Origin of the sequence: Mycolicibacter sp. MU0102, from assembly GCF_963378105.1 — a bacterium.
Lineage (GTDB): Bacteria > Actinomycetota > Actinomycetes > Mycobacteriales > Mycobacteriaceae > Mycobacterium > Mycobacterium holstebronense.
The window spans coordinates 1,279,785-1,302,889 of sequence record NZ_OY726398.1 but is presented as its reverse complement, the minus strand read 5'-3'; the positions used below and the strand labels follow the sequence as shown (position 1 = coordinate 1,302,889).

The following is a 23,105-nucleotide window of genomic DNA, read 5'->3' as shown; positions in this document are numbered from 1 at the left end:
CGCTCTACGACGCGGAGTCGGCGGCCGCCGCCGCAACAGCGGCCGCAACGGCCGGCTCGACCCGCGGGTCCAGCGGGCTGGGCACAATACGGTCTGGCGCCAGCTCGTCGGCGACGACGGAGAAAATCGCCTCTGCCGCAGCCAACTTCATCGCCTCGGTGATCCGGCGCGCACCGGCGTCCAGCGCACCACGGAACACGCCCGGGAAGGCCAGCACGTTGTTGATCTGGTTGGGGAAATCGCTGCGGCCGGTCGCCACCACCGCCGCGTACTTGGCTGCCAGGTCGGGGTGGATCTCAGGGTCGGGGTTCGACAGTGCGAACACCACGCCACCCGGCGCCATCGACGCGATCAGCTCCTCGGGCACCACGCCTCCGGACGCGCCCAGGAAGACATCGGCGCCGGCCAGAGCCTCGGCCAGACCGCCGGTAAGGCCACGAGGATTGGTCCGCTGCGCCAGCTCCAGCTTGACGTCGTTCATGCCGGAGCGCTCTGGATGCAGCACGCCCTGCGAATCCAGCACGATCATCTCCGAGATGCCCCTCGAGAGCAGGATGTTCGCGCAGGCCACACCCGCAGCGCCGGCACCGGAAACCACCACCCGCAGCGACGCGATGTCGCGGTCGAGCACCTTGGCCGCACCCAGCAGGGCCGCCAAGGCCACGATCGCGGTGCCGTGCTGGTCATCGTGCATCACCGGGCAGTCCAGCGCCTCGATCACGCGCCGCTCAATCTCGAAGCATCGCGGGGCGGAGATGTCCTCTAGATTGACCGCCCCGAACGACGGGCGCAGCCGCACCAGCGTCTCGACGATCTCGTCCGGGTCCTTGGTGTCCAGCACGATCGGAATGGAGTCCAGGCCGGCGAACGTCTTGAACAGCGCGGCCTTGCCCTCCATCACCGGCAGGGACGCCGTCGGGCCGAGGTCACCCAGCCCGAGCACCGACGTACCGTCGCTGACCACGGCCACCAGCCGGTGCGCCCAGGTGTAGCGGGCCGCCAGCGTGTGGTCCGCGGCGATGGCGCGACTGACCTGCGCCACTCCCGGGGTGTAGGCGATCGACAACGCGCGCTGGGTGTCCAGCGGGGTTTTGAGGTCGACTGAGATCTTCCCGCCCGTGTGGGCTTCGAAGATCTCTTCGTCTCCGATGACGATCGGCGTGCTGTTGGCCATGTTCGCAAGATTCTCGGGCATCGATAGGCCAGGGTACTGCGCTGGTTTTACATTCATTCGATCGGCTGGGGGCAGCCAAGGCATCCCGCGTGCGCAGCTACGCGCTTTCGCTGATGATTTGCCGGCATCACGTCGGCGTCTACAGCCAGGTTGCCGCCACATTCCGCTTGGCGCCGAGCCGAAACTGCGCTAGTGCTCGGCGATCTTCCTGCGGCACAGCAAGGGGCCGATGACGGCGTCTCCGCAGCGACAGGCTGGTACCGGACCATGGGACCGAATACCGCGTGGGCGCCTTGCGTTTGCTCGAGACGAACCCGAGCGGGCTGAGCGGGACCACGACGAAGCAAACACGGGACATTGCCGCTCGGCTCGTCGCTTCACCGCGCACCGTGCAGACGCATCCGACCCACGTCCACACCAAGCTGGGGCCGACCTCCCGCGTACAGCTGGCGCAGGAGGTCGACCCGCCGGGCCCGAGGCCTTAGATCAGGCCCAGTCCGGTGACAGCCTCGCGCTCCTCGGCCAGCTCGGCGGTCGAGGCATCGATCCGGCTGCGGGAGAAGGCGTCGATCTCCAGGCCCTGCACAATGCTCCAGTCACCGTTCTTGGTGGTGACCGGGAACGACGAGATCAGGCCCTCCGGCACACCGTAGGAGCCGTCGGAGACCACGGCCATCGAGACCCAGTCATTGTCGGGAGTGCCGAGCAGCCAGCTCCGCGCCGCGTCGACGGTGGCCGACGCGGCGGAGGCCGCCGACGAGGCGCCACGAGCGTCGATGATCGCCGCGCCACGCTTGGCGACGGTGGGGATGAAGTCGTTCTCGATCCAGGCCTGGTCGTTCACGACCTCGGCGGCGTTACGCCCGCCGACCTCGGCGTGGAACAGGTCCGGGTACTGGCTCGCGGAGTGGTTGCCCCAGATGGTCATCTTCTTGATGTCGGTGACCTTGGCGCCGGTCTTGGCGGCCAGCTGCGAGATGGCCCGGTTGTGGTCCAGGCGGGTCAGCGCGGAGAAGCGCTCGTTGGGGATGTCGGGGGCGTTGGTCATCGCGATCAGCGCGTTGGTGTTGGCCGGGTTGCCGGTCACACCCACCCGGATGTCGGAGGCCGCGACCGCGTTGAGGGCCTTGCCCTGCGCGGTGAAGATCGCACCGTTGGCCTCGAGCAGGTCACTGCGCTCCATGCCCGGCCCACGCGGGCGGGCGCCGACCAGCAGCGCCAGGTTGACGCCGTCAAAGATCTTGTTCGCGTCCGAGCCGATCTGCACACCCGACAGCAGCGGGAAGGCACAGTCGTCGAGCTCCATGACAACACCCTCGAGCGCCTTGAGGGCAGGCTCGATCTCCAGCAGGCGCAGTTCGATCGGCTGGTCGGGGCCCAGCAACGAGCCGCTGGCCAGGCGGAACAACAGGCTGTAGCCGATCTGGCCGGCGGCGCCGGTGACGGCCACCTTGAGTGGGGTTTTGCTCACGTCAAGTGCTCCTCGAACGAGTTCGGCTGGTCTGGCTTTGGTCCGGGTCGAAACTAGCGCACCGGCGTCGTCGCCGAAAGTTCGGGACCTCCCGCCCGCCATCGCGCTCACCGTGCACGTTGACGCCAGACGCGTAGCATTTGACCGGCACCTGCGCCGGAGGGAGAGCGGCCATGACGGCGTTGCAAGACCCGACACCCCGAGTGCTGGTCGACTGCGGTGTCTATGCAGAAGGCGAGCGGATTCCCGGCGAATTCACCCCCGCCGGCGCGCGGGCCAAGGTGCGCGAGATCGAGGCCGGTGGCCAAGAAGCATTCGTCTGGGTGGGCCTGCATGAGCCGGGCGAGGCCCAGATGCAGGGCGTGGCCACCACCTTCCAACTACACCCGCTGTCCGTCGAAGACGCTGTTCAGGCGCATCAACGGCCCAAGCTGGAGCGCTACGACGACACGTTGTTCCTAGCGCTCAAGACGGTCAACTACGTGCCGCACGAATCGGCGGTGCTGCCGCGCGAGATCGTCGAAACGGGCGAGATCATGATCTTCGTCGGCAAGAACTTCGTGGTCACCGTCCGGCACGGCGAGCACAGCGGCTTGGCCGATGTCCGCAAGAGGATGGACACCGATCCCGAGCAGATGCGGCTGGGCCCGTTTGCCGTGATGCATGCCATCGCCGACTACGTGGTGGACCGCTACGTGGAGGTGACCAACCTCATGGAAAGCGACATCGACGTTATCGAGGAGACGGCGTTCGCGCCCGGCACCCGAACCGACGTCGAGCCGATTTATCAGATCAAGCGCGAGGTCGTCGAGCTGCGGCGCGCGGTCGCGCCACTGTCGGTGCCGTTCGACCGGATGCAGACCGACTATCGGGATCTGATCTCCAAAGAGGTCCGGCGCTATCTGCGCGACGTCGCCGATCATCAGACCCGCGCCGCCGAGCAGATCGCCGGCTACGACGAGCTGCTGAGCTCGCTGGTGCAGGCCGCGCTGGCGCGGGTGGGCATGCAGCAGAACACCGACATGCGCAAGATGTCGGCGTGGGCCGGCATCATCGCCGTCCCGACCATGATCGCCGGCATCTACGGCATGAACTTCGACCGCATGCCGGTGCTGCACTGGGCTTTCGGCTACCCGATGGTGGTGGCGGGTATGTGTGTGATCTCCGCAGTGCTCTACCGCGCGTTCCGCCGCAACGGCTGGCTCTGAGCGCCCCGGTTACTGAGGCTGGGACGCGGGACGGTCCGGGTCGAAGACGTCTACACCGTCGGCGCGCCAGGCCTCGCGCATCGCCTCGGCGCCCTTGAGCCGCACCCACGCTGCCTCGGTCGCGGTGATCGGGGTGGCCGACAAGAACCGCACCGGCTCCCGCGGCGCGGCCAGCGTCAACTCGGCGATGTCGCTGTCTCCCAGCAATACCGCGGTGAACGGCACCGGACCCGACGGTCCGGTCCACAGCGGACCCCCGAGGTCGATCAGCGCATCGGGCGCCAGCACCACCCCTTCGACCACCGGCGCGGCCGCCACCGCGGCAAGGCTGCGGGCCAGCCCGGTGTCAGAACCCGAGGAACGCAGGCTCACAACGATTTCGGCCCGGGGACCGTGTACCGGATCGGCGAGGAGCTGACCGGGGTCCCCCATGGGGTGGCGCGAGCAACCGGCCGAGACGTAATGCACCATCCGGTCGGGTCCGGGTCCGAACCGCAACACCTCGATGGGCTCGACTCCCAGAAACGTCACCCGCGCCGTGTCGGGCTCGGCGGCAACGCCCGCAAAGTGCCGTCGGACATGCTCGCGCACCCGGTCCAGATCCTCACTCACCGGCGGGTCACCGCCCAGCCGGTGCGACGCTGAGGTTCACCCCGGTCTTGGCGTCGAACACGACCACCTTGTCGGTGTCCAGAGCGAGCTCGATCGGCTGCCCGCCGGCCGCCTTGGACGCAGCGGGAACCCTGGCCACCAGATCGTTTTCGGCTGGCGCGTCGCCCGATTCGTTCGGGGTGAAATATAGGTACTTGTCGGCGCCCAGCGATTCGACGAGATCGACGCGGGCCGCGAACTTCACCGCGCGACCACGCTGTGCGTCATCGAGCAGCGCGGCGTCGCCCAAATGCTCGGGGCGTACCCCGATGACCACCTCACCGCCGGCCGCCGCGGGATGCTTGCCGATCGATTCGCGAGTCGCCGCGTCGAGCGGTACCTCACCGATGGGCAGGCGTGCGCCGGTCGCGGTCAGCGTGCCCGGGAAGAAGTTCATCGCCGGAGACCCGACGAATCCGGCGACGAACAGGTTGGCGGGACGCTCGTAGAGCTCGTCGGGTGTGCCGATCTGCTGGGCGATCCCACCGTGCATCACCACCACCCGGTCCCCGAGCGTCATCGCCTCGGTCTGGTCGTGCGTGACGTAGACGGTGGTGGTGCCCAGCCGGCGCTGCAGCCGGGCGATCTCGCTGCGCATCTGCACACGCAGCTTGGCGTCCAGGTTCGACAGCGGCTCGTCCATCAGAAATGCCTTGGGGTGCCGCACGATCGCCCGCCCCATCGCGACCCGTTGCCGTTGGCCTCCGGAGAGCTGCGAGGGCTTGCGATCCAGCAGCTCAGTCAGATCCAGGATCTTGGCGACCTCCGCCACCTTCTCGGCGATCTGCGGCTTCTTTATCTTGGCCAGGGTCAGCGGGAACGCGATGTTCTGCCGCACCGTCATGTGGGGGTAGAGCGCGTAGGACTGGAACACCATCGCGATGTCGCGGTCTTTGGGGGCGCGCTCGTTGACGCGCTGGCCCCCGATGCGCAACTCCCCCGACGAGATCTCCTCCAGGCCGGCGATCATGTTCAGCGTGGTGGACTTTCCGCAGCCCGAGGGCCCCACCAGAATGATGAACTCGCCGTCGGCGATGCTCAGCGACAGATCTTTCACCGCCACGGCGCCATCGGGGTAGCTCTTGGAGATGTGGAGGAGTTCGATCTCTGCCATCGGCCTATCCCTTCACCGCGCCGGAGGTCAGTCCCGCCACGATCCGTCGTTGGAAGATTAGAACAAAGACGATGATCGGCACGGTGATCACCATTGCGCCCGCCGCGATCGAGCCGGTCGGCTCCTCGAATTGCGAACTACCGGTGAAGTTGGCGATCGCCACCGGAGCGGTGACCGAGGCCTTGGTCGCCGTCAGCGACAACGCCAACAGCAGGTCGTTCCAGGCGAAGATGAACACCAGAATCGCGGCGGTGACGATGCCCGGTGCCGCCAGCGGCGCAATCACCTTACGGAATGCCTGACCGGGGGTGGCGCCGTCCATTTTGGCGGCCTTCTCCAGGTCCCACGGGATCTCGGAGAAGAACGCCGAGAGGGTGTAGATCGCCAGCGGCAGCGCGAAGGTGATGTAGGGAATGATCAGCCCCAACCAGGTGTCAAACAGCCCGGTGGCCCGCTCGATGTTGAAAATCGGTGTCACCAGAGATATCTGGGGGAACATCGCGATCAACAGGGCCGCCCCCACCAACAGCCGCTTGCCTCCGAACTCCAGGCGCGCCACCGCATAGGCGGCCATCGCACCGATCACCACCGCGATCACCGTGGTGATCAGACCGATGCCCACCGAGTTGATCAGTGCCGAGCCGAAGACGTCACCGGCGAAGATGCCGCGGTAGTTGTCCAAGGTCACGGTGGACGGAATCAACTTGCCGTCCTTGACCGTTGATGTGGGCTTGAGCGACAACGAGAAGATCCACAACACCGGGACCAGCGCGTAGAGCACCACGGCCAAGTCGATGATCAGCCACGCGGTGCGGCGGCGAAGCTCGGTCATTTCTGGCTCGATCCTGGTGCCGCGGCACCGAACACCTTGACGAACACCCACGCGATCAGCGCCACGCAGATGAAGATCAACACCGAGATCGCCGACCCCAAGCCCACGTTGAATCCCTTGAACAGGTTGTCGTAGCCCAGGATCGATACCGAGCCGGTGCTGTTGGAGCCGTTGGTGAGCACGTAGATGTTGTCGAAGATCCGAAATGCGTCGAGCGTGCGGAACAGCAACGCCACCAGTATCGCCGGTTTCATCATCGGCAGAATGATGGTGACCAGGCGCCGCCAGGCGCCGGCACCGTCCATCTGGGCGGCCTTGAGCAGTTCGTCGGGCACCAGTGCCAGCCCCGCCAGCAACAGCAGCGCCATGAAGGGCGTGGTCTTCCACACCTCGGCCAGCACCACGATCCCCAGCGACGGCAATTGGTGGGTCAGCGGCGCACTGCCGGTCGGCAACAGATTGGCCAGGTAGCCGGTCCCGGGCGTCCAGGCGTAATACCAGCTGTAGGCGGCCGCAACAGTGACGATGCCGTAGGGCACCAGCACCGCCGTGCGCACCATGCCCTTGGCGAACAGGCTGCGGTGCATCACCAGAGCCAGCGCCAGGCCGAAGACGAATTCGAAGACCACCGAGACTACGGTGATGCCCAGCGTCACCGCGAACGCGGTCCACCAATAGGAGTCGGTCAGGGTGGTCTGATAGTTGGCCAGCCCGACGAACGCGGTGTCCTCCGGGGTGGCCAGGTTGTAGCGCAGCAGGCTCAGCCAGATCGCATAACCGATCGGATAAGCCGTCACGGCCAGCATCAGGATCACCGCCGGCGCGACGAGCGCCACCGCGAGCCGGCGCTGTGAACGGACGTCATCGGCGCGGGAGCCGGCGCGCGTCACGGGATCAGTCCCTTGCCGTCGATGGCCTTTTGCACCTGCACGGTGAGCTCATCGGCGGTGCGCTCCGGGTCGATGGCGCTGATCGGCGCCAGCGTGGCCGATATCCGGGTCGACACCGCCTGATACACCGGTGTCACCGGCCGCACCGCAGCATCGGTGAGCTGCTGACGGATCACGTTGTGCTGCGGGTATTTCTCCTGGAACTGCGGGTCGGCGTATACCGAGGCGCGCACCGCGGGCAGCCCACCCTCGATCGCGAGATACTTCTGGTTCGCCGCGTTTCGCAGACAACGCACCGCTTCGAACGCTTCGCCGCGATGCCGGGTGGTCTTGGCCACCGCCAGGTTCAATCCACCGAGAGTCACCTTGGCCGGATGCCCCGGCAACACCGCCGGATACGGCGCATACCCGAGCACATCACGACTGGCCTCGTAGGCGATGCGGTACTGCTCATCGCTGGGCGCAAAGGCGCCGATGCCGTCGATACTGCCGGCCAGATCCGAACGCCCTTGCAGCGGAAGGAACCCCACCCCGCCCTTGACGGCGTTCTCCAGCATGGACGGCAGCACGAAGGGCCAGTTGACCTCCAGCGCCGCCTTGCCCTGCTCGAATGCCAGCCGGGCGGTGCCCTCGTCGGTCTGGGTGATCGACGGGTCGGCCCCCGGAGCGGTCGCCACCGCCTTCATGACCCGCAGCGCGGCCACGGTCGCGGCCCGGCGCTCAGCGGTGTCGGTGAGGGTGACCGTCTTGCCGTCATCGCCGAGGACCCTTCCCCCAGCGCTTTCCAGCAGTGTGTTGAACCAGACCACCAAACCCTCGTATTGCTTGGCCTGCACCGCGATCCAGCTGGGCTGGCCCGCACCGTGCAAACGGGCCGCCTCGGCGATCATCTGGTCCCAGGTGGACGGCGCGGACGTCATCAGATCCGTTCGGTACCAAAGCAATTGGGTGTTGGTGACGAGCGGTGCGGCATAGAGCCGGTCACGCCAGCGGCCAGTCGCGAGCGGGCCCGGCAGCGTGTCGTCTGCGGCGTCGGCCTCGGCCTTGCCGGCCGGATCCTCAGACAGCGGCAACGCCCAGCCGGCCTCGGCGAACTCGGCGGTCCACACCACATCCAGGCCCATCACGTCCAAGGTGCGGTCGTTGCCGGTCAGTCGACGGGCCAGTTGCAGGCGCTGGTCGTCCGCGGCGCGCGGCAGGCTGAACTGCTGTACCCGGTACCGGCCACCGGCCGCTTGGGTGCAGCGCGCCGCGATCACCCGGAACGTCGCCGTGTCGTTGGCCGGGGTATAGACGCTGATCACCGGGACACCGGCCGACGGCCCGGACGAACCGCAGGCCGATCCCGCCGACACAACGGTCAGTGCGGTCAGCGCAGCCGCGCCCAGCCGCCGTACGCGACCGCGCCGACTCGCCACGCCACCCGCCTCCCGTTGCCGTTTCGTGCCACGACGGTAAGGCCGCCTGACCGCGCTACGCAACAACGCAGAGTCAGAGCGTCAGCTTCGCCAACAGATCCCGGCCCTGCTCGGCGCTCTGCGGGTCGCACAACACGTCGTAGCGGCCCGCGACCAATTGCATGGTTGAACTGAAATCCCTTGTACCGCGGGCCATCGCGTAAGGGACCGATGAGGTGATCAGACCGAAGAACACCCCGGCGATCAGGCCGGTCACCAGTGCCTGTGTCGGGTTGTCGCTGAAGATGCCCAGCACCAGGCCGATGAACAGGCCCAGCCAGGCTCCGGTCAGCACGCCACCGCCCAGCACCTTGGGCCAGGTGAGCCGGCCGGTGACCCGCTCGACCTGCATCAGGTCGACGCCGACGATCGTCACCTGGTGCACCGGGAACTGCTGGTCCGATAGGTAGTCCACCGCGCGCTGCGCCTCGGCGTAGGTGGGGTAGGAACCGATCGGCCAGCCTTTCGGCGGGGTCGGCAGCCGGCCCACATCACGGCGCCCCGGCGCACCTGCAGCGCCGAGTGGATCGGGAGTCTGTCCGGGCTGGAACGGGCTGGTCATGGGATTTCTCTCTCCTCGCTCCGGGAAGCGGCTGTCGGACGACAGGCCGGTCGCGGCGCATCGGCTAGGTTGAACAGCATGACAGCTCACGGCGGGGATTCTGGCGAGAATCCACGAGGCAATGCCGACCAGCCCTGGGCGGACCCGGGTGCGCCCGCGCCCGACCAGGGCGGCTGGCCTTACCCGCCGAGCTTCGAGGGCTACCCGCCGGCACCCGGCTACCCCCCGCCGGGATTTCCCCGCCGCACCCGGGCGCGGGCGGTTACCCGCCGCCCCCTCCGCCCGGCAACTATCTGCCGCCCGGCGGTTATCTGCCGCCCACCCCTCCCGCCCCGGGCGAGTACCCGGGACTGGGCGGCCCGCCCGGATACCCGCCCGCCGGCTACGGCAATCCCCCCGGTTACCCGGCGCCGGGCTACGGCACGCCGTATCCGGGCGGCTATTTCAATCCGGGTCAGGCGCAGAAGACCAACGTCTTGGCGGTCAGTTCCCTGGTGGTCTCGCTGCTCGGCCTGGTGTTCTGGCCGCTGGGGGTCGCCGGTGTCATCCTCGGCGGCGTGGCATTGAGCCAGATCAAGTCGACCGGCGAGGCCGGCCACGGCATGGCAGTGGCCGGAACCGCGATAGGCGGTGTCGCCGTGACGCTCTCGCTCATTCTCGCGATGATCGCCCTAAACTAGAAAAATCGGCGCCCAGTCGGAATGTGACGACGCAACATGGGCGTGTCGCGTCGTCAGATTCCGACTCGCGGCCAGCACAGTGTCTGGCGCTCGGCCTAGGCCGAAGTCGGCGGCGTGAACGGCGGTGCCTCCCGGCGCATTCCGGCCGCACGGCCCTTGCCCGCCACCACCAAAGCCATCTTGCGACTGGCCTCGTCGAGCATCTCGTCACCGAGCATCACCGCACCGCGGGCTCCCCCGGCGTGCGAGGTGTGCCACGCGTAGGCCTCCAGGATCAGCTCGGCGTGGTCGTACTCGGATTGACGCGGGCTGAAGATCTCGTTGCCCGCCGCGATCTGGTCGGGGTGCAACACCCATTTGCCGTCATAACCGAGCGCAGCCGAGCGGCCCGCCACGCGCCGGAACGCCTCAACGTCACGCACTTTCAGGTATGGCCCGTCGACCGCAGCGACCCCGTGGGCGCGCGCCGCCACCAGGATCGTCATCAACACGTGGTGGTAGGCGTCGCCCTCGGTATAGCCCTCGGGCTGCTCGCCGACCTCCAAGGTGCGGGTGTTGAGGCTGGCCATCAGATCGGCCGGTCCCAGCACCAGTGCCTGCACCCGGGGCGCTGCGGCGATGGCGTTGATGTTCATCAAGCCGCGGGCGTCCTCGATCTGGGCGTCGATACCGATCTGCCCTACCGGCAGCCCGTGGATGGTCTCCAGCTGGGTGAGCAGCAGATCCAGTGCCTGCACATGCGAGGCGTCCGACACCTTCGGCAGCACAATCACATCGAGTCGGGTACCGGCGGCACCGACCGCCGAGACCACCTCGATCAGGTCGGCGTGGGTCCACGGCGTGGTCCAGTCGTTGACCCGCACCCCGAGCAGCGGCGCCGTCCAGTCGCGCGCGGTCAGCGCCTGGGCCACCAGGGTCCGGGCCTGCTCTTTTGCCGCTGGAGCGACAGCGTCTTCCAAATCGAGAAAGACCTCGTCTGCGGACAGGCCCTTGGCCTTGTCGATCATCTTCTGGCTGCTGCCAGGTACCGACAGGCAAGTACGGCGGGGGCGATACACGTTGGTCACCTAAATACTCCTACCCTTTCAACCATGGCGTCGAGCAACAGGGTTTACGCAGCGCGACTTGCGAGGATGCTGGTGCTAGGCCCGTTCGGCGAATCCGTCGGTCGGGTCCGCGATGTGGTCGTCAGTCTCAGCATCGTGCGTCAGCAGCCGCGTGTCCTGGGACTCGTGGTCGAACTGCCCACCCGCAGACGCATCTTCGTGCCAATTCTGCGGGTCGCATCGATCGAGCCCAACGCCGTCACCCTCAACACCGGAACGGTCTCCCTACGCAAGTTCAATCAGCGGCCCGGTGAGGCACTGGTGCTCGGTCAGGTCCTGGACACCAAGGTCCGGGTCACCGACCCGGAGCTGCCCGAGCTGGCCGGCGTCGATGTGGCGATCACCGACTTGGCCATCGAACAGAGCCGTACGCGCGATTGGCTGGTGACCCGGATCGCGGTGCGGCACTCCCGACGATTGGGCCGGCGCGCCGCCGTGCACATCGTGGACTGGCACAACGTGCAGGGCCTGACCCCGTCGGCGCTGGCGATGCCCGGGCAGGGCGTGGCGCAACTGCTGCAGCAATTCGAGGGCTGGCGACCGATCGAGGTCGCCGATGCCATCCGCGAGCTGCCGCCCAAACGCCGCTACGAGGTGATCAACGCGCTGGACAACGCGCGGCTGGCCGACATCCTGCAGGAGCTGCCCGAGGAACGTCAGGCCGTCGTGCTGGGCCAGCTGGGCGCCGATCGGGCCGCCGACGTGCTCGAGGAGATGGACCCCGACGACGCCGCCGACTTGCTGGGCGTGATGAACCCGACCGAAGCCGAAGCCCTGCTGGCGCGGATGGACCCCGACGACTCCGATCCGGTGCGCCGACTGCTGGAGCACTCCCCCGACACCGCCGGCGGGTTGATGACCACCAACCCGGTGGTACTGACCGCGGACACCTCGGTCGCCGAGGCACTGGCCCGGGTGCGCGACCCTGACCTGACCCCGGCGCTGTCGTCGCTGGTTTTCGTGACCCGCGCCCCCACCGCCACCCCGACCGGCCGCTACCTGGGCTGCGTCGCGCTGCAGCGGCTACTGCGGGTGCCACCGGCCGAACTCATCGGCGGGTTCGTCGACTCCGACCTGCCGGCGTTGAACCCGGAGGTGTCGTTGGCGGAGCTGACCCGCTACTTCGCCGCCTACAACCTGGTCTGCGGGCCGGTGCTCGACGAGCAGAATCACCTGCTGGGGGCGGTGACGGTCGACGACGTGCTGGACCACCTGCTGCCCGATGATTGGCGCGAAACCCCCGAGCCGGACCTGGGGCCGAAACTCGCCGGGAGGCCGTCGTGACCGACCGCTCGACATCACAGCGGCTCTCCACGCCCCGCACCTCACGGCTGCCCAGCCTGAACATGGATCCCGACGCACTGGGCCGGTTCACCGAATCGGTGGCGCGGTTCTTCGGCACCGGGCGCTACCTGGCCATTCAAACCGTGCTGGTGGTGGGCTGGATCCTGCTGAACGTCTACGCGGTCAGCCTGAAGTGGGACCCCTACCCGTTCATCCTGCTCAACCTGGCCTTTTCCACCCAGGCCGCCTACGCCGCCCCGCTGATCCTGCTGGCCCAGAACCGGCAGGAGAACCGTGACCGGGTCAGCTTGGACGAGGACCGCCGCCGTGCCGCGCAGACCAAAGCCGACACCGAGTACCTGGCCCGGGAACTGGCGTCGCTGCGGCTGGCGGTCGGCGAAGTCGCCACTCGCGACTACCTGCACCATGAACTCGAGCGGGTGCGGGAACTGCTGGAGTCCCTGCGGCCCGAGCCCGACTCCACTGCCTCGGAGTCCCCACAGCGGCCGTCCTGACAGGCGACGCAGACCAGATAACGGTCATCAGCAGGACATGTGTTGGGTATGGTGACCTAGTTCACGAAGCCCGAGCGGTTTCACCAGGCTTTCCGAGGCTTTCCGAGACGGACAAGGGGCGGTCGAGTGCCAACAGGGGGCGGCGCACCGGAGCGCGGGTCCCGCGCTGCCAGGGTGCGGCGGGCGGCCCGTTCGGCCCTGCGACCTGCCTTCGGCCTGGCGTTCATCACCCCGCTGGTCTTCGCCGGCGCCGTGGGCGCCACGCCCCGCTCACCGTCGACCTCTCTGCCGCTGCGCAACGCTGCGATCACCCCGCTGGCGGCTTCGGTGCACACGTCCGGCCGCTCCTCGGGCCCTTCCGTCGTCGCGGTACCCCGCTCGCAGCCGAATCTGCACGTGGCCGCGGGTGCCCCGGCGGCACCACCGGCCGCCGTCGTCTATGCACCGGGCACCTTGGGGATCCCCAAGACGGCGCTGGCGGCCTACCAAAACGCCGAGCGGCAGATGGCGGTCGCCGACCCCGAATGTGGGATCAGCTGGAACCTGCTGGCCGGGATCGGGCGTATCGAGTCCGGGCACGCCAACGGCGGGGCCACCGACGCGCGCGGCAACGTGCTGCAGCCGATCTACGGGCCGGCGCTGGACGGCACCCTGCCCGGAAACGAAGTCATCGTGGCCAGCAGCGCCCCAGGCCGGGTGGTCTACGCCCGCGCACTGGGCCCCATGCAATTCCTGCCCGGGACCTGGTCGCGGTATGCCGCCGACGGCGACGGCGACGGTCGCGCGGACCCGCAGAACGTCTACGACGCGACGCTGGCGGCAGCGCGGTACCTGTGCAGCGGTGGGATGAACCTGCGCGAACAGTCGCAGGTTCTGACCGCGATCCTGCGCTACAACAACTCGATGGCCTACGCGGAGAACGTGATGGGTTGGGCTGCGGCCTATGCCACCGGCGTGGCTCCCGTCGACCTGCCGCCGATCGTGGGCCCGGCACCGCCGATCGCGGACCTGCATCTGGAGCACCTGGAACACCCGGAAGGGCTAGGGCCGGAATCACTCAGCCTGCACGGGATGTCGCGGCTCGATCACCCGGCCGAATCGTCCCTGATCGACCTGGGTCAGCCGAGCTTGGAGACCCAGCTGGCAAACCTGCCGTGGCTGCCACCGTGGATGACCTCGCCCGAGCAACAGCAACAACAACAGCTGCCGCGTCCCTCGGCGGCCTGCCGGATGATCTGTCTGGAGCCGCAAGCCGTGGCAGGCCCGCCCGCACCGCCCAACGGCGTCCCGCCGGCTCCCTTCGGCCCTCCGGAGGCTCCGCAGGTCGCGCCCGCGCCTATGCCGGCCTACGCGGTCGCTCCGGCCCCGCCGGACGTACCGGGCGCCCCGCCGCCCCCGGCGCCGGCCGGTGCACCGCAGGATGGGCCGCAGGCCGTCCCGCCGGCCTGACGTATCTCACAGGCAAAGGCCCTGCCGCACTGCCCTAGACTCGGTTGCGATGTCCGAGAATCACGATGACACTGCAGCCCTGCACGACGCCATCTATGCAGCGTTGGGCACCGTGCTGGACCCCGACATCCGGCGTCCGATCACCGATCTGGGCATGGTCAAAAGCATCGAGATCGCGGACGACCACAGCGTCCACGTCACGATCTACCTGACGATTGCCGGCTGTCCGATGAAAGCCGAGATCACCAACAACGTGACCACGGCGATCAACGACGTGCCCGGCACCGGACCGGTCAAGGTCAGCCTCGATGTCTTCAGCGACGAGCAGCGCGCCGAGCTGCGCAAACAGCTGCGCGGCGACGCCAAGGAACCGGTCATCCCGTTCGCCCAGCCGGGCTCGCTGACCAAGGTGTACGCGATCGCCTCCGGAAAGGGCGGGGTCGGCAAATCGAGTGTGACGGTCAACCTCGCGGTCGCGCTGGCCGAACGCGGCATGTCCGTCGGGGTACTCGACGCCGACATCTACGGCCACTCGGTGCCGCGGATGATGGGCGTCACCGCCCTGCCCACCCAGGTCGACTCGATGATCATGCCGCCGATCGGATACGGCGTGAAGGTCATCTCGATTGCGATGTTCACCCAGGGCAATACGCCGGTGGTGTGGCGGGGCCCGATGCTGCACCGGGCGTTGCAGCAGTTCCTCGCCGACGTCTACTGGGGCGACCTGGACGTGCTGTTGCTGGATCTGCCCCCGGGCACCGGCGACATCGCGATCTCGGTGGCCCAGCTGGTGCCGTCGGCCGAGATCCTGGTGGTGACCACGCCGCAGCAGGCCGCCGCTGAGGTAGCCGAGCGGGCCGGGGCGATCGCCCTGCAGACCCGCCAGCAGGTTGTCGGAGTGGTGGAGAACATGGCCGGACTGGCCATGCCCGACGGGTCCACCATGCACCTGTTCGGTGAGGGCGGCGGCGAGCGGGTGGCCGAGCGGCTGACCCGGGCGATGGGCCGGGATGTGCCGCTGCTCGGCCAGGTGCCGATCGACAGCGAAATGGTGACCGGCGGCGACTCCGGATCTCCGGTGGTGCTTTCGCCGGACTCGGCGGCGGGCAAGGAGCTGCGCAAGATCGCCGATCAGCTGGCCACCCGCCGGCGCGGACTGGTCGGGATGTCGCTGGGTCTGGACACCGGCGGCTCTCAGCGCTGAGCCGCTGGGCCCACGGCGACGCCCGATCTCCGGATCTAGGTGGCGTCGGTGTCGAAGGGAGCCGGTCCACCCGGCTCGTGCACCACGGCCGGTATCGGCGACATCGGACGAGGCTGTGCGGCCAGCGAGCCGACCGCGGTGAACAGTGAATCGTCGCCGTCGAGCAAATGCCGGGTCAGCGCGGCGCGCGGGGTCATGCCACGCAACTTCTGCAATTCACTCAGCGGCGCCCGCAAGTCATCGAACTCCGGACCGATCTCGTCGCGTAGCTGGTCGGTGGCATTGGTGACGTAGTCCCGGGCCTTGCGCAGTGCATCAGCGGTCCACCGGATCGCTCCCGGCAACCGCTCCGGGCCCAGGATCACCAACCCGAGCACCACCAGGACCAGCATCTCGCCCCAGCCGACATTGGCGAACATCTCGGCGGACTTCTAACCGTCGGGGGTGGGGGTCACCGTCAGCGTCACATGACGCCCGTCCCGGACCACCTCGACGGGGGCTTCCTTGCCGATGGTCAGATTGCGGACTGCCACGACGAATTCGTTGGCGTCGGCCACGGAGCGGTCACCGATCTTGACCACCACGTCGTTCTCCAGCATGCCGCCCTTCTCAGCGGGGCTGCCCACCTTGACGTTGGCGATCTGCGCGCCGGACGCGATGGCGTTGCTGACCGAGCGAGCGCTCACGCCCAGCGTGGGGTGCACGATCTTGCCGTCCTTGATCAGCGCGTCGGCCACGGTCTTCATCTCATTGACCGGGATCGCGAATCCCAAGCCGCTGGCGCTGTCGGACAACGACTTTCCGGCGGTGTTGATCCCGACCAGTTGGGCATCCATGTCGATCAGCGCACCGCCGGAGTTGCCGTGGTTGATCGAGGCGTCGGTCTGCACCGCGTCGATGACGGTGTCGGTGTCCGAGTCGTCACCGGACAGCGGCACCGGCCGGTGCACGGCGCTGATGATGCCGTGGGTCACCGTGCTGCGCAGACCCAGCGGAGCGCCCGCCGCGATCACCTCGTCACCGACCCGGATCTTGTCGGAGTCCCCGAGACGGGCCACCGACAAATTGTCGACGTTGTCGACCTTGAGCACGGCCAGGTCGGTCTTCGGGTCGCGGCCGACCAGGTTGGCCAGCACCTCTTTGCCGTCGTTGAACACCACCGTCGTCTTGAACTTGCTGGGGTTGTTGGCGGCTTCGGAGATGACGTGGTTGTTGGTGACGATGTAGCCCTTGCCGTCGATGACAACGCCCGAGCCCTGCATGCCCTGGTCGTCGCTGACGGACTCGATGGTCACCACCGAGTTGGCGATGGCCTCGGCGACCTTGGCGAACCGCCCGGCCGGCTCCTCGGCGTTGCCCTTGGTCGACAGCGTCACCTTCGAGGTCGTGAAAGCCTCGACGACCTGTGCGGTGGTACGTCCGACCCAGCCGCCGACCATGCCGATCGCCAGCGCGATCGCGGCCAACGTGGCCAGCGCACGGTAGGAGATGCGGTCGCCGAACAGCACGTCGCGCACGCCGAGCCGGCCACCGGACTCGCCGGCTGCCCGCGGTGCGGGCGGGACCACGGCTGGCGCGCCCAGCGCGGCACCGGCGGCGGGGTCACGCCACGGGTCACCGGTGTCTTCCAAGCCTTCCGGTTTGCCATTGCGTCCCAGCGCACCGGCGTCGGCGGGATGGCGCTGCAACGAGGGACCGGTGCCGTAGGGCCGGCTGAAGGCCTCCTTGAGCACTGGGTCCGGCGGCAGGTCACGTGGCGTGAACTCGCCCTGCTCGCGGTACTTCTTGGGCCGTACGTCGGCCGGAGTGAAAGAACCAGGCACTCCGTCGGGCCGGCCGAAAGCCTTTTTGGACGCAGTGTCCACAGGGGGCCGGTAAACGGGTCGCGGAGCCAAGCGGTTACCGCCGGCGTTCTCGTTGTTGGAGCTCACCTATTCCTCTTCCGGGTCCAGCCCTGGGGCGCTTCCAGGCTCCGCGAGCACAGCATCACCGGGCGCTGACGCCGCTGGAGATCCACCTTACCGACGTTTGCGGCGTTCTTGAGGTTTGCCGTCGTCGAACCGGGCAGGCATCGGCCTGGTGGGCTCGTCAGGCGCACAATCGGCCGGGGAATCGGGGATCTGGGCCAGCAGTCCGAGCAGCGCGGAGGGAATCCGGATCGGATGCGAATCGCGCAGGGCCGAGCGTGCCCGGCCCTGGTATTCCACCTCGGCCGCGCAATCGGGACACAGCGACAGGTGGTGGGCCGCACGCAGGTGAGCGTTCATTCGCAGCTCGCCGTCGACGTAGGCGGTGATCGCCTCGCTGCAGAGGTGTTCGGTGGATCCGAACTGCCGCGGGGCACCGACCGGCGCGTCACTTTGCGAGGCGAACTGAGCGGGCAGCCAGGAGAACGCGCGACGGAAGACACCTCCGCGGTCCGTCACACCGGACTCCTCTCCCATCGCATACCCACATCAGCACTCGATCGAGCCGAATAAAGGCCCAATAAGAATGTAGCGCGATACCGCGCACAGACGCGGAACCCGAGGCCGCGTTGACGCGCCGGTCCCAGCTTCGCCTCTCCTGCGTCGAGCCTCGCTGAACCGTCGGCCGAGGCTCAGCCGGCCGCGACACCGCCGAAGGCGGAACCGTCACGCTGGGCGCTTCGGGCGGCCAGATAGTCCCGCAGGGCCTGCCGGCCCCGGTGGATGCGGCTGCGCACGGTGCCCAGCTTCACGCCAAGGGTGGCGCCGACCTCTTCGTAGGACAGACCCTCGATGTCGCACAGCACGACCGCGGCCCGGAACTCCGGCGCCAGCGAGTCCAACGCCGCCTGCAGGTCGGGATCCAGCCGCGCGTCGTGGTAGATCTGCTCGGGGTCCGGCTCGTCGGCGGGCACCCGGTCGTAATCCTCCGGCAGCGCCTCCATGCGGACCCGGCCCCGCCTGCGCACCATGTCCAGGAAAAGGTTCGTGGTGATGCGGTGCAACCAACCCTCGAAGGTTCCGGGCTGGTAATTGTGCACCGACCGGAACACCCGGATGAAGGTCTCCTGGGTGAGATCCTCTGCGTCCTGCTGGTTTCCGGAAAGCCGGTAAGCCAGCCGGTAGACCCGGTCGGCGTGCTGGCGCACCAATTCGTCCCAAGACGGCATCGCTGCCACATCTCCGGTGGCATCGAACACCGCAGTGCCCTGCGGCTCCTCGGTCGACTCGACCCAGTCGGTGTCGGAGTAACGCTCCGAGTGGGTGGTCGGGTGCGACATGGCGACCGGGGGCAGCAAAGTGGTCATGGCTGTTATGGCTGCGTCCTCCAGCTCAGGGCCGCCGTCAGGCGACGGCAGCGCACTATCGCGCTCAACGCGCAACGGGCCCCTCGTATTCCGAGCGTCTCGAGGCCGGTTCATACCTCGTTCCATGCCGATACCGTTGCCTATCGCTGTATGTCAGCTCTGTGCTGTCACTGAACGCCGACTGTGAACCTGTGTTCGAATACGTCGAGCACTGCGGTTATACGTCCAGGTAACAGTTCGGACACGGCCCCCGGCCCGGGCGTGTCGGGCGGGCGCGCCGGTGCGCGGGCCCAAACGGCTTTGTCCTACGCTGCGGACATGGCCAGCACCGACGACACTCCCGGGGAGCCGCGCAGTCGAGCCGACGCACTTTTGGCGCACGCCGAGGACTCCATGACCGAGGACGCGGTGTTGGCGGCCGCCCGCGACCGGGCCGGTGAGATCGGCGTCGGGTCGATCAGCGCCGCGGTCGGGGCGCTACTGAGCCTGTTGACCAAGCTCAGCGGCGGTAAGGCGGTGGTCGAGGTGGGCACCGGGGCCGGCGTCAGCGGACTCTGGCTGCTGTCCGGTATGGGCGAAGACGGGGTGCTGACCACGATCGACATCGAGCCCGAACATCAGCGCACCGCCAAGCAGGCGTTCGGTGATGCCGGTATCGGTCCGGGCCGGACCCGCTTCATCAGCGGCCGCGCCCAAGAGGTGCTGACCCGACTGGCCGACGAGTCCTATGACCTGGTGTTCGTCGACGCCGACCCGATCGACCAGCCCGAATACGTGCTGGAGGCCGTGCGGCTGCTGCGGCCCGGCGGCGTGGTCGTGGTGCACCGGGCCGCCTTGGGCGGCCGGGCTGGAGATCCGACGGCCAACGACGCCGAGGTGCTCGCGGTGCGCGAAGCCGCCCGACTGATCGCCGTGGACGAGCGGCTGACCCCGGCGCTGATTCCGCTGGGTGACGGCCTGCTGGCCGCCGTCCGCGACTAGTTCCCCCGGCGAGTAGTTCCCCGCGAACGTGCGGGCCTAGAGGTCTTGACATCCGACTGAACGCGTGTTTAGTGTACTGAACATGCGTTCAGCGGACCTGACGGCTACGGCGAAAATCCGCGATGCGGCCATCGACCAGTTCGGGCGGCACGGTTTCAGCGTGAGCATCCGGGCGATCGCCGAGGCCGCCGGAGTCAGTGCCGCTCTGGTCATCCACCACTTCGGCTCCAAGGAAGGGCTGCGCAGGGCCTGCGACGAGTTCGTCGCCGAAGAGATCCGCAGCGGCAAATCCGAGGCGATGCGCTCGGCCGACCCGGGAACCTGGTTCGCCGCGATGGCCGAGATCGAGTCCTATGCGTCGATGATGGCCTACCTTGTCCGCAGTATGCAGGCCGGCGGCGATCTGGCAGACACGTTGTGGCGCAGGATGATCGACAACGCCGAGGGCTATCTCGATGAGGGCGTACGCGCCGGCACGCTCAAACCCAGCCGCGACCCGAAAGCCCGGGCGCGCTTCCTGGCCATCAACAACGGCGGCGGATTCCTGCTGTATCTGCAGATGCACGAGAACCCAACCGATCTGCGCGCTGTGTTGCGTGACTACGCCCGCGACATGGTCCTACCCGCACTCGAGCTGTACACCGAGGGCCTGATGACCGACCGCACCATGTACGACGCCTTCCTGGCGACCGAACAAGGGGGAACCGATGCGACCTGACAACCATTGGCCGGCAATCGAAATCCGGGGCCTGGAGAAGAGCTTTGGCCAGGTCAAGGCGCTCGACGGACTGGATCTGACCGTCTACGGCGGTGAGGTGCACGGCTTCCTCGGCCCCAACGGCGCCGGCAAATCCACCACGATCCGCGTCCTGCTGGGCCTGGTGAAGGCCGACAGCGGGACCGTGCGAATACTCGGTGGCGACCCCTGGACCGACGCGGTCGAGCTACACCGCGAGATCGCCTATGTGCCCGGCGATGTCACCCTGTGGCCGTCGTTGACCGGCGGCGAGATCATCGATCTGTTGGCGCGAATGCGCGGCGGTATCGACGAGCGCCGCCGCGACGAGTTGATCGAACGCTTCGACCTGGACCCCAGCAAGAAGGCCCGCACCTATTCCAAGGGCAACCGCCAGAAGGTCTCCCTGATCTCCGCCTTCTCCTCGCACGCCCGACTGCTCGTGCTCGACGAGCCAAGCAGCGGACTGGATCCCTTGATGGAGAACGTCTTCCAGCAGTGCGTCGCCGAGGCGAGCCGGCGCGGCGCCACCGTTCTGCTCTCCAGCCACATCCTGGCCGAGACCGAGAAGCTGTGCCAGCGGGTGACGATCATCCGAGCCGGGCGCGTGGTCGAAAGCGGCGCACTGGAATCCCTGCGGCACCTACGCCGCACGTCGATTCAGGCCGATCTCATGCGCAACCCCGGTGATCTGACCCGTATCCCTGGCGTCGCGGACGTGCGCTACACCGGCACCGTACTGCACGCCCACGTCGACAGCTCCAGCCTCGCAGAGCTCATCGCGGTGCTCGGCGCTGCCGGCGTGCGCAGCCTCACCAGCCAGCCGCCCACGCTCGAAGAGTTGTTCCTGCGTCACTACGACACGGTCCGGGCATGACCACCGCGAGCACCGCCGTCGCGCAGCCCGCGTCCCCGCAACACCGCCGGGTCGGCTCGAATCTTGTTGGCACGCTGGGACTGTTGCGGCTGTGCCTGCGCCGCGATCGCATCGTGCTGCCGCTGTGGGTGCTGCTGTTGTCGCTGCCGCTGGCCAGCGTCTACATCGCGAGCATCGAGGCGATCTATCCCACTGCCGCCGACCGCGCCGGCCTAGCGGCCACCATCATGGCCAGCCCGGCACAACGCGCGATGTACGGCCAGGTCTACAACGACTCCCTCGGCGCGGTGGGCATCTGGAAGGCCGGGATTTTCCACCTGCTCATCGCGGTAGCGGTGATCCTGACCGTCATCCGGCACACCCGCGCCGACGAGGAGACCGGCCGCACCGAGTTGATCGACTCGACCGCGGTAGGCCGCTACGCCGGGCTGACCGGCGCACTGCTGTTGGCGTCCGGCGCGTCGGTGGCCACCGGTGTGATCGGGGCGGCGGGACTACTGACGACCGAGGTGCCGGCAGCCGGATCGTGCGCGTTCGGGGCGGCACTGGCCTGCTCCGGGCTGGTGTTCACCGCCGTGGCCGCGGTCGCCGCCCAGCTCTCGCCCAGCGCCCGCTTCGCCCGCGGCGCCGCATTCGGCGTGCTGGCCGGCGCCTTCACGTTGCGCGCCGTGGGTGATGCGGGATCGGGTGGGCTGTCGTGGCTGTCGCCGCTGGGCTGGTCCCTGCAGGTTCGGCCGTACGCCGGTGACCGCTGGTGGGTGCTGCTGCTGCACCTGGCGACGACCGCCGCGCTCATCTGGCTGGCCTACCAACTCGCGGCCCGTCGTGATGTCGGCGCCGGGCTGCTGGCCGATCGCCCGGGTCCGCGCCGGGCGGCGCCGACACTGGGCGGTGCGTTCGGCCTGGCGTGGCGGCTCGACCGCGGGGCGCTGCTGCTGTGGACGACGGGCCTGGTGCTCTACGGCCTGCTGGTCGGCAGCGTGGTGCACGGTATCGGCGACGAGGTGGGCAGCGACCGCGCCCGCGACATCGTCATCCGGCTCGGCGGGACCGCCGCGCTGGAGCACGCATTCGTCGCGGTGGCGTTCAGCATGCTGGGCATGGTCGCGGCCGCTTTCGCGGTGTCGCTCGTACTCCGGCTGCACCAGGAGGAGACCGCGACGCGCGCCGAGACGCTGCTGGCCGGAGCGCTGTCGCGAAACCGTTGGCTGGCCAGCCATCTGGTGGCAGCACTGGCCGGCTCGACGTTCGCGATGCTGGCCGCCGGACTGGTAGCCGGAATCGTCTACGGAGCATCCGCCGGCGACATCGGCGGGCAACTGCCCGCGGTGGTGGGCAGCGCCGCAGTGCAACTGCCGGCGGTCTGGTTGCCCGCGGCCGTGGCGGTCGCCTTGTTCGGGCTCGTCCCGAGAATCGCGCCCGCCGCGTGGGCGGTGCTGACCGGGTTCGTCGCGCTGTATCTGCTCGGCTCCATCTCCGGCCTGCCGCAGTGGGTGCTCGACCTCGAACCGTTCGCCCACATTCCGGTGGTCGCGGACGGCACGTTCCACGTCGTGCCGCTGATCGTGCTGTTGACCATCGACGCCGCACTGATCGGCCTGGGCTTGCAGGCTTTCCGACGCAGAGATCTCACGACGTGA

At 68.2% G+C, this 23,105-nt stretch carries 23 protein-coding genes and 1 pseudogene; 11 read left to right on the top strand and 13 right to left on the bottom strand.

Annotation, left to right across the window (positions count from 1 at the left end):
• Positions 1-4 precede the first annotated feature (4 nt).
• Complete coding sequence (locus RCP37_RS06180; RefSeq protein WP_308486067.1) at positions 5-1,195, bottom strand: NAD(P)-dependent malic enzyme; 1,191 nt, start codon at positions 1,193-1,195, stop codon at positions 5-7.
• 326 nt (positions 1,196-1,521) lie between these two features.
• Between RCP37_RS06180 and RCP37_RS22175 the strand changes: the two are divergent.
• A pseudogene (locus tag RCP37_RS22175) lies at positions 1,522-1,659 on the top strand (LuxR C-terminal-related transcriptional regulator); the annotation flags it as partial.
• On the opposite strand, the gene RCP37_RS06175 reads toward RCP37_RS22175, so the two are convergent.
• Positions 1,656-2,645: a malate dehydrogenase gene (locus tag RCP37_RS06175; protein ID WP_308486066.1), complete on the bottom strand. Its 990-nt coding sequence runs from the start codon at positions 2,643-2,645 to the stop codon at positions 1,656-1,658. The pseudogene RCP37_RS22175 and the gene RCP37_RS06175 sit on opposite strands and share 4 nt — an antisense overlap.
• A 173-nt stretch (positions 2,646-2,818) precedes the next feature.
• Between RCP37_RS06175 and corA the strand changes: the two genes are divergently transcribed.
• Positions 2,819-3,853: a magnesium/cobalt transporter CorA gene (gene corA / locus RCP37_RS06170; RefSeq protein WP_373693114.1), complete on the top strand. Its 1,035-nt coding sequence runs from the start codon at positions 2,819-2,821 to the stop codon at positions 3,851-3,853.
• A gap of 9 nt (positions 3,854-3,862) precedes the next feature.
• Here corA and RCP37_RS06165 read toward each other — a convergent pair whose 3' ends face one another.
• From RCP37_RS06165 to RCP37_RS06140, 6 genes are all read right to left on the bottom strand, one after another.
• Complete coding sequence (locus RCP37_RS06165) at positions 3,863-4,465, bottom strand: suppressor of fused domain protein (protein WP_308486065.1); 603 nt, start codon at positions 4,463-4,465, stop codon at positions 3,863-3,865.
• Positions 4,466-4,472: 7 nt separating this feature from the next.
• Entirely contained in the window at positions 4,473-5,618 is a 1,146-nt protein-coding gene (locus tag RCP37_RS06160) for an ABC transporter ATP-binding protein (protein ID WP_308486064.1), read from the bottom strand.
• Between the two features lie 4 nt (positions 5,619-5,622).
• Positions 5,623-6,450 carry a carbohydrate ABC transporter permease gene (locus RCP37_RS06155; protein WP_308486063.1) on the bottom strand — a complete coding sequence of 276 codons (828 nt, stop codon included), beginning with the start codon at positions 6,448-6,450 and terminating at the stop codon, positions 5,623-5,625.
• Entirely contained in the window at positions 6,447-7,340 is an 894-nt protein-coding gene (locus RCP37_RS06150) for a carbohydrate ABC transporter permease (RefSeq protein WP_308486062.1), read from the bottom strand. Before RCP37_RS06150 ends, RCP37_RS06155 begins: the two co-directional genes overlap by 4 nt.
• Positions 7,337-8,758 (bottom strand): ABC transporter substrate-binding protein, encoded by a 1,422-nt coding sequence (locus RCP37_RS06145; RefSeq protein ID WP_308486061.1) that lies wholly within the window; start codon positions 8,756-8,758, stop codon positions 7,337-7,339. Before RCP37_RS06145 ends, RCP37_RS06150 begins: the two co-directional genes overlap by 4 nt.
• A 73-nt stretch (positions 8,759-8,831) precedes the next feature.
• The gene (locus tag RCP37_RS06140; RefSeq protein WP_046284653.1) at positions 8,832-9,359 is read right to left on the bottom strand and encodes a YflT domain-containing protein; all 528 of its coding nucleotides are present in this window, start codon (positions 9,357-9,359) and stop codon (positions 8,832-8,834) included.
• A gap of 476 nt (positions 9,360-9,835) precedes the next feature.
• Here RCP37_RS06140 and RCP37_RS06135 point away from each other — a divergent pair, with 476 nt between their 5' ends.
• Complete coding sequence (locus RCP37_RS06135; RefSeq protein ID WP_308486060.1) at positions 9,836-10,039, top strand: DUF4190 domain-containing protein; 204 nt, start codon at positions 9,836-9,838, stop codon at positions 10,037-10,039.
• Positions 10,040-10,134: 95 nt separating this feature from the next.
• Here the strand turns inward: RCP37_RS06135 and RCP37_RS06130 are convergent, their stop codons facing one another.
• The gene (locus RCP37_RS06130) at positions 10,135-11,106 is read right to left on the bottom strand and encodes an HpcH/HpaI aldolase/citrate lyase family protein (protein WP_308486059.1); all 972 of its coding nucleotides are present in this window, start codon (positions 11,104-11,106) and stop codon (positions 10,135-10,137) included.
• A gap of 24 nt (positions 11,107-11,130) precedes the next feature.
• Between RCP37_RS06130 and RCP37_RS06125 the strand changes: the two genes are divergently transcribed.
• From RCP37_RS06125 to RCP37_RS06110, 4 genes are all read left to right on the top strand, one after another.
• Positions 11,131-12,429 (top strand): magnesium transporter MgtE N-terminal domain-containing protein, encoded by a 1,299-nt coding sequence (locus RCP37_RS06125; protein WP_308486058.1) that lies wholly within the window; start codon positions 11,131-11,133, stop codon positions 12,427-12,429.
• Positions 12,426-12,944, top strand: coding sequence for a DUF1003 domain-containing protein (locus RCP37_RS06120; protein ID WP_308486057.1), 519 nt, complete (start codon positions 12,426-12,428; stop codon positions 12,942-12,944). The genes RCP37_RS06125 and RCP37_RS06120 overlap by 4 nt, the downstream gene beginning before the upstream one ends.
• Positions 12,945-13,070: 126 nt before the next feature.
• A complete protein-coding gene (locus tag RCP37_RS06115; protein WP_373693113.1) occupies positions 13,071-14,393 on the top strand; it encodes a lytic transglycosylase domain-containing protein in 1,323 nt (440 codons plus the stop codon).
• A gap of 49 nt (positions 14,394-14,442) precedes the next feature.
• Positions 14,443-15,597, top strand: a complete 1,155-nt coding sequence (locus RCP37_RS06110; RefSeq protein WP_308486056.1) for an Mrp/NBP35 family ATP-binding protein — start codon at positions 14,443-14,445, stop codon at positions 15,595-15,597.
• Between the two features lie 35 nt (positions 15,598-15,632).
• On the opposite strand, the gene tatB is transcribed toward RCP37_RS06110, so the two are convergent.
• From tatB to sigE, 4 genes are all read right to left on the bottom strand, one after another.
• Positions 15,633-16,016, bottom strand: coding sequence for a Sec-independent protein translocase protein TatB (gene tatB, locus RCP37_RS06105; protein ID WP_308486055.1), 384 nt, complete (start codon positions 16,014-16,016; stop codon positions 15,633-15,635).
• A 12-nt stretch (positions 16,017-16,028) separates the two neighbouring features.
• Positions 16,029-17,528, bottom strand: a complete 1,500-nt coding sequence (gene htrA / locus RCP37_RS06100) for a serine protease HtrA (protein ID WP_308486054.1) — start codon at positions 17,526-17,528, stop codon at positions 16,029-16,031.
• A gap of 87 nt (positions 17,529-17,615) precedes the next feature.
• Positions 17,616-18,023, bottom strand: coding sequence for an anti-sigma E factor RseA (gene rseA, locus RCP37_RS06095; protein WP_373693112.1), 408 nt, complete (start codon positions 18,021-18,023; stop codon positions 17,616-17,618).
• Positions 18,024-18,196: 173 nt separating this feature from the next.
• Positions 18,197-18,997 (bottom strand): RNA polymerase sigma factor SigE, encoded by an 801-nt coding sequence (gene sigE, locus RCP37_RS06090; protein ID WP_373693111.1) that lies wholly within the window; start codon positions 18,995-18,997, stop codon positions 18,197-18,199.
• A gap of 192 nt (positions 18,998-19,189) precedes the next feature.
• Here sigE and RCP37_RS06085 point away from each other — a divergent pair, with 192 nt between their 5' ends.
• The 4 genes from RCP37_RS06085 to RCP37_RS06070 all read left to right on the top strand — a co-directional run bounded on the left by RCP37_RS06085 (position 19,190) and on the right by RCP37_RS06070 (position 23,105).
• A complete protein-coding gene (locus RCP37_RS06085; RefSeq protein ID WP_308486051.1) occupies positions 19,190-19,852 on the top strand; it encodes an O-methyltransferase in 663 nt (220 codons plus the stop codon).
• Positions 19,853-19,934: 82 nt separating this feature from the next.
• Positions 19,935-20,570, top strand: coding sequence for a TetR/AcrR family transcriptional regulator (locus RCP37_RS06080; RefSeq protein ID WP_308486050.1), 636 nt, complete (start codon positions 19,935-19,937; stop codon positions 20,568-20,570).
• Positions 20,560-21,465 carry an ABC transporter ATP-binding protein gene (locus RCP37_RS06075; protein ID WP_308486049.1) on the top strand — a complete coding sequence of 302 codons (906 nt, stop codon included), beginning with the start codon at positions 20,560-20,562 and terminating at the stop codon, positions 21,463-21,465. Before RCP37_RS06080 ends, RCP37_RS06075 begins: the two co-directional genes overlap by 11 nt.
• On the top strand, positions 21,462-23,105 hold the full coding sequence (locus RCP37_RS06070; protein ID WP_308486048.1) for an ABC transporter permease: 1,644 nt from the start codon (positions 21,462-21,464) through the stop codon (positions 23,103-23,105). The genes RCP37_RS06075 and RCP37_RS06070 overlap by 4 nt, the downstream gene beginning before the upstream one ends.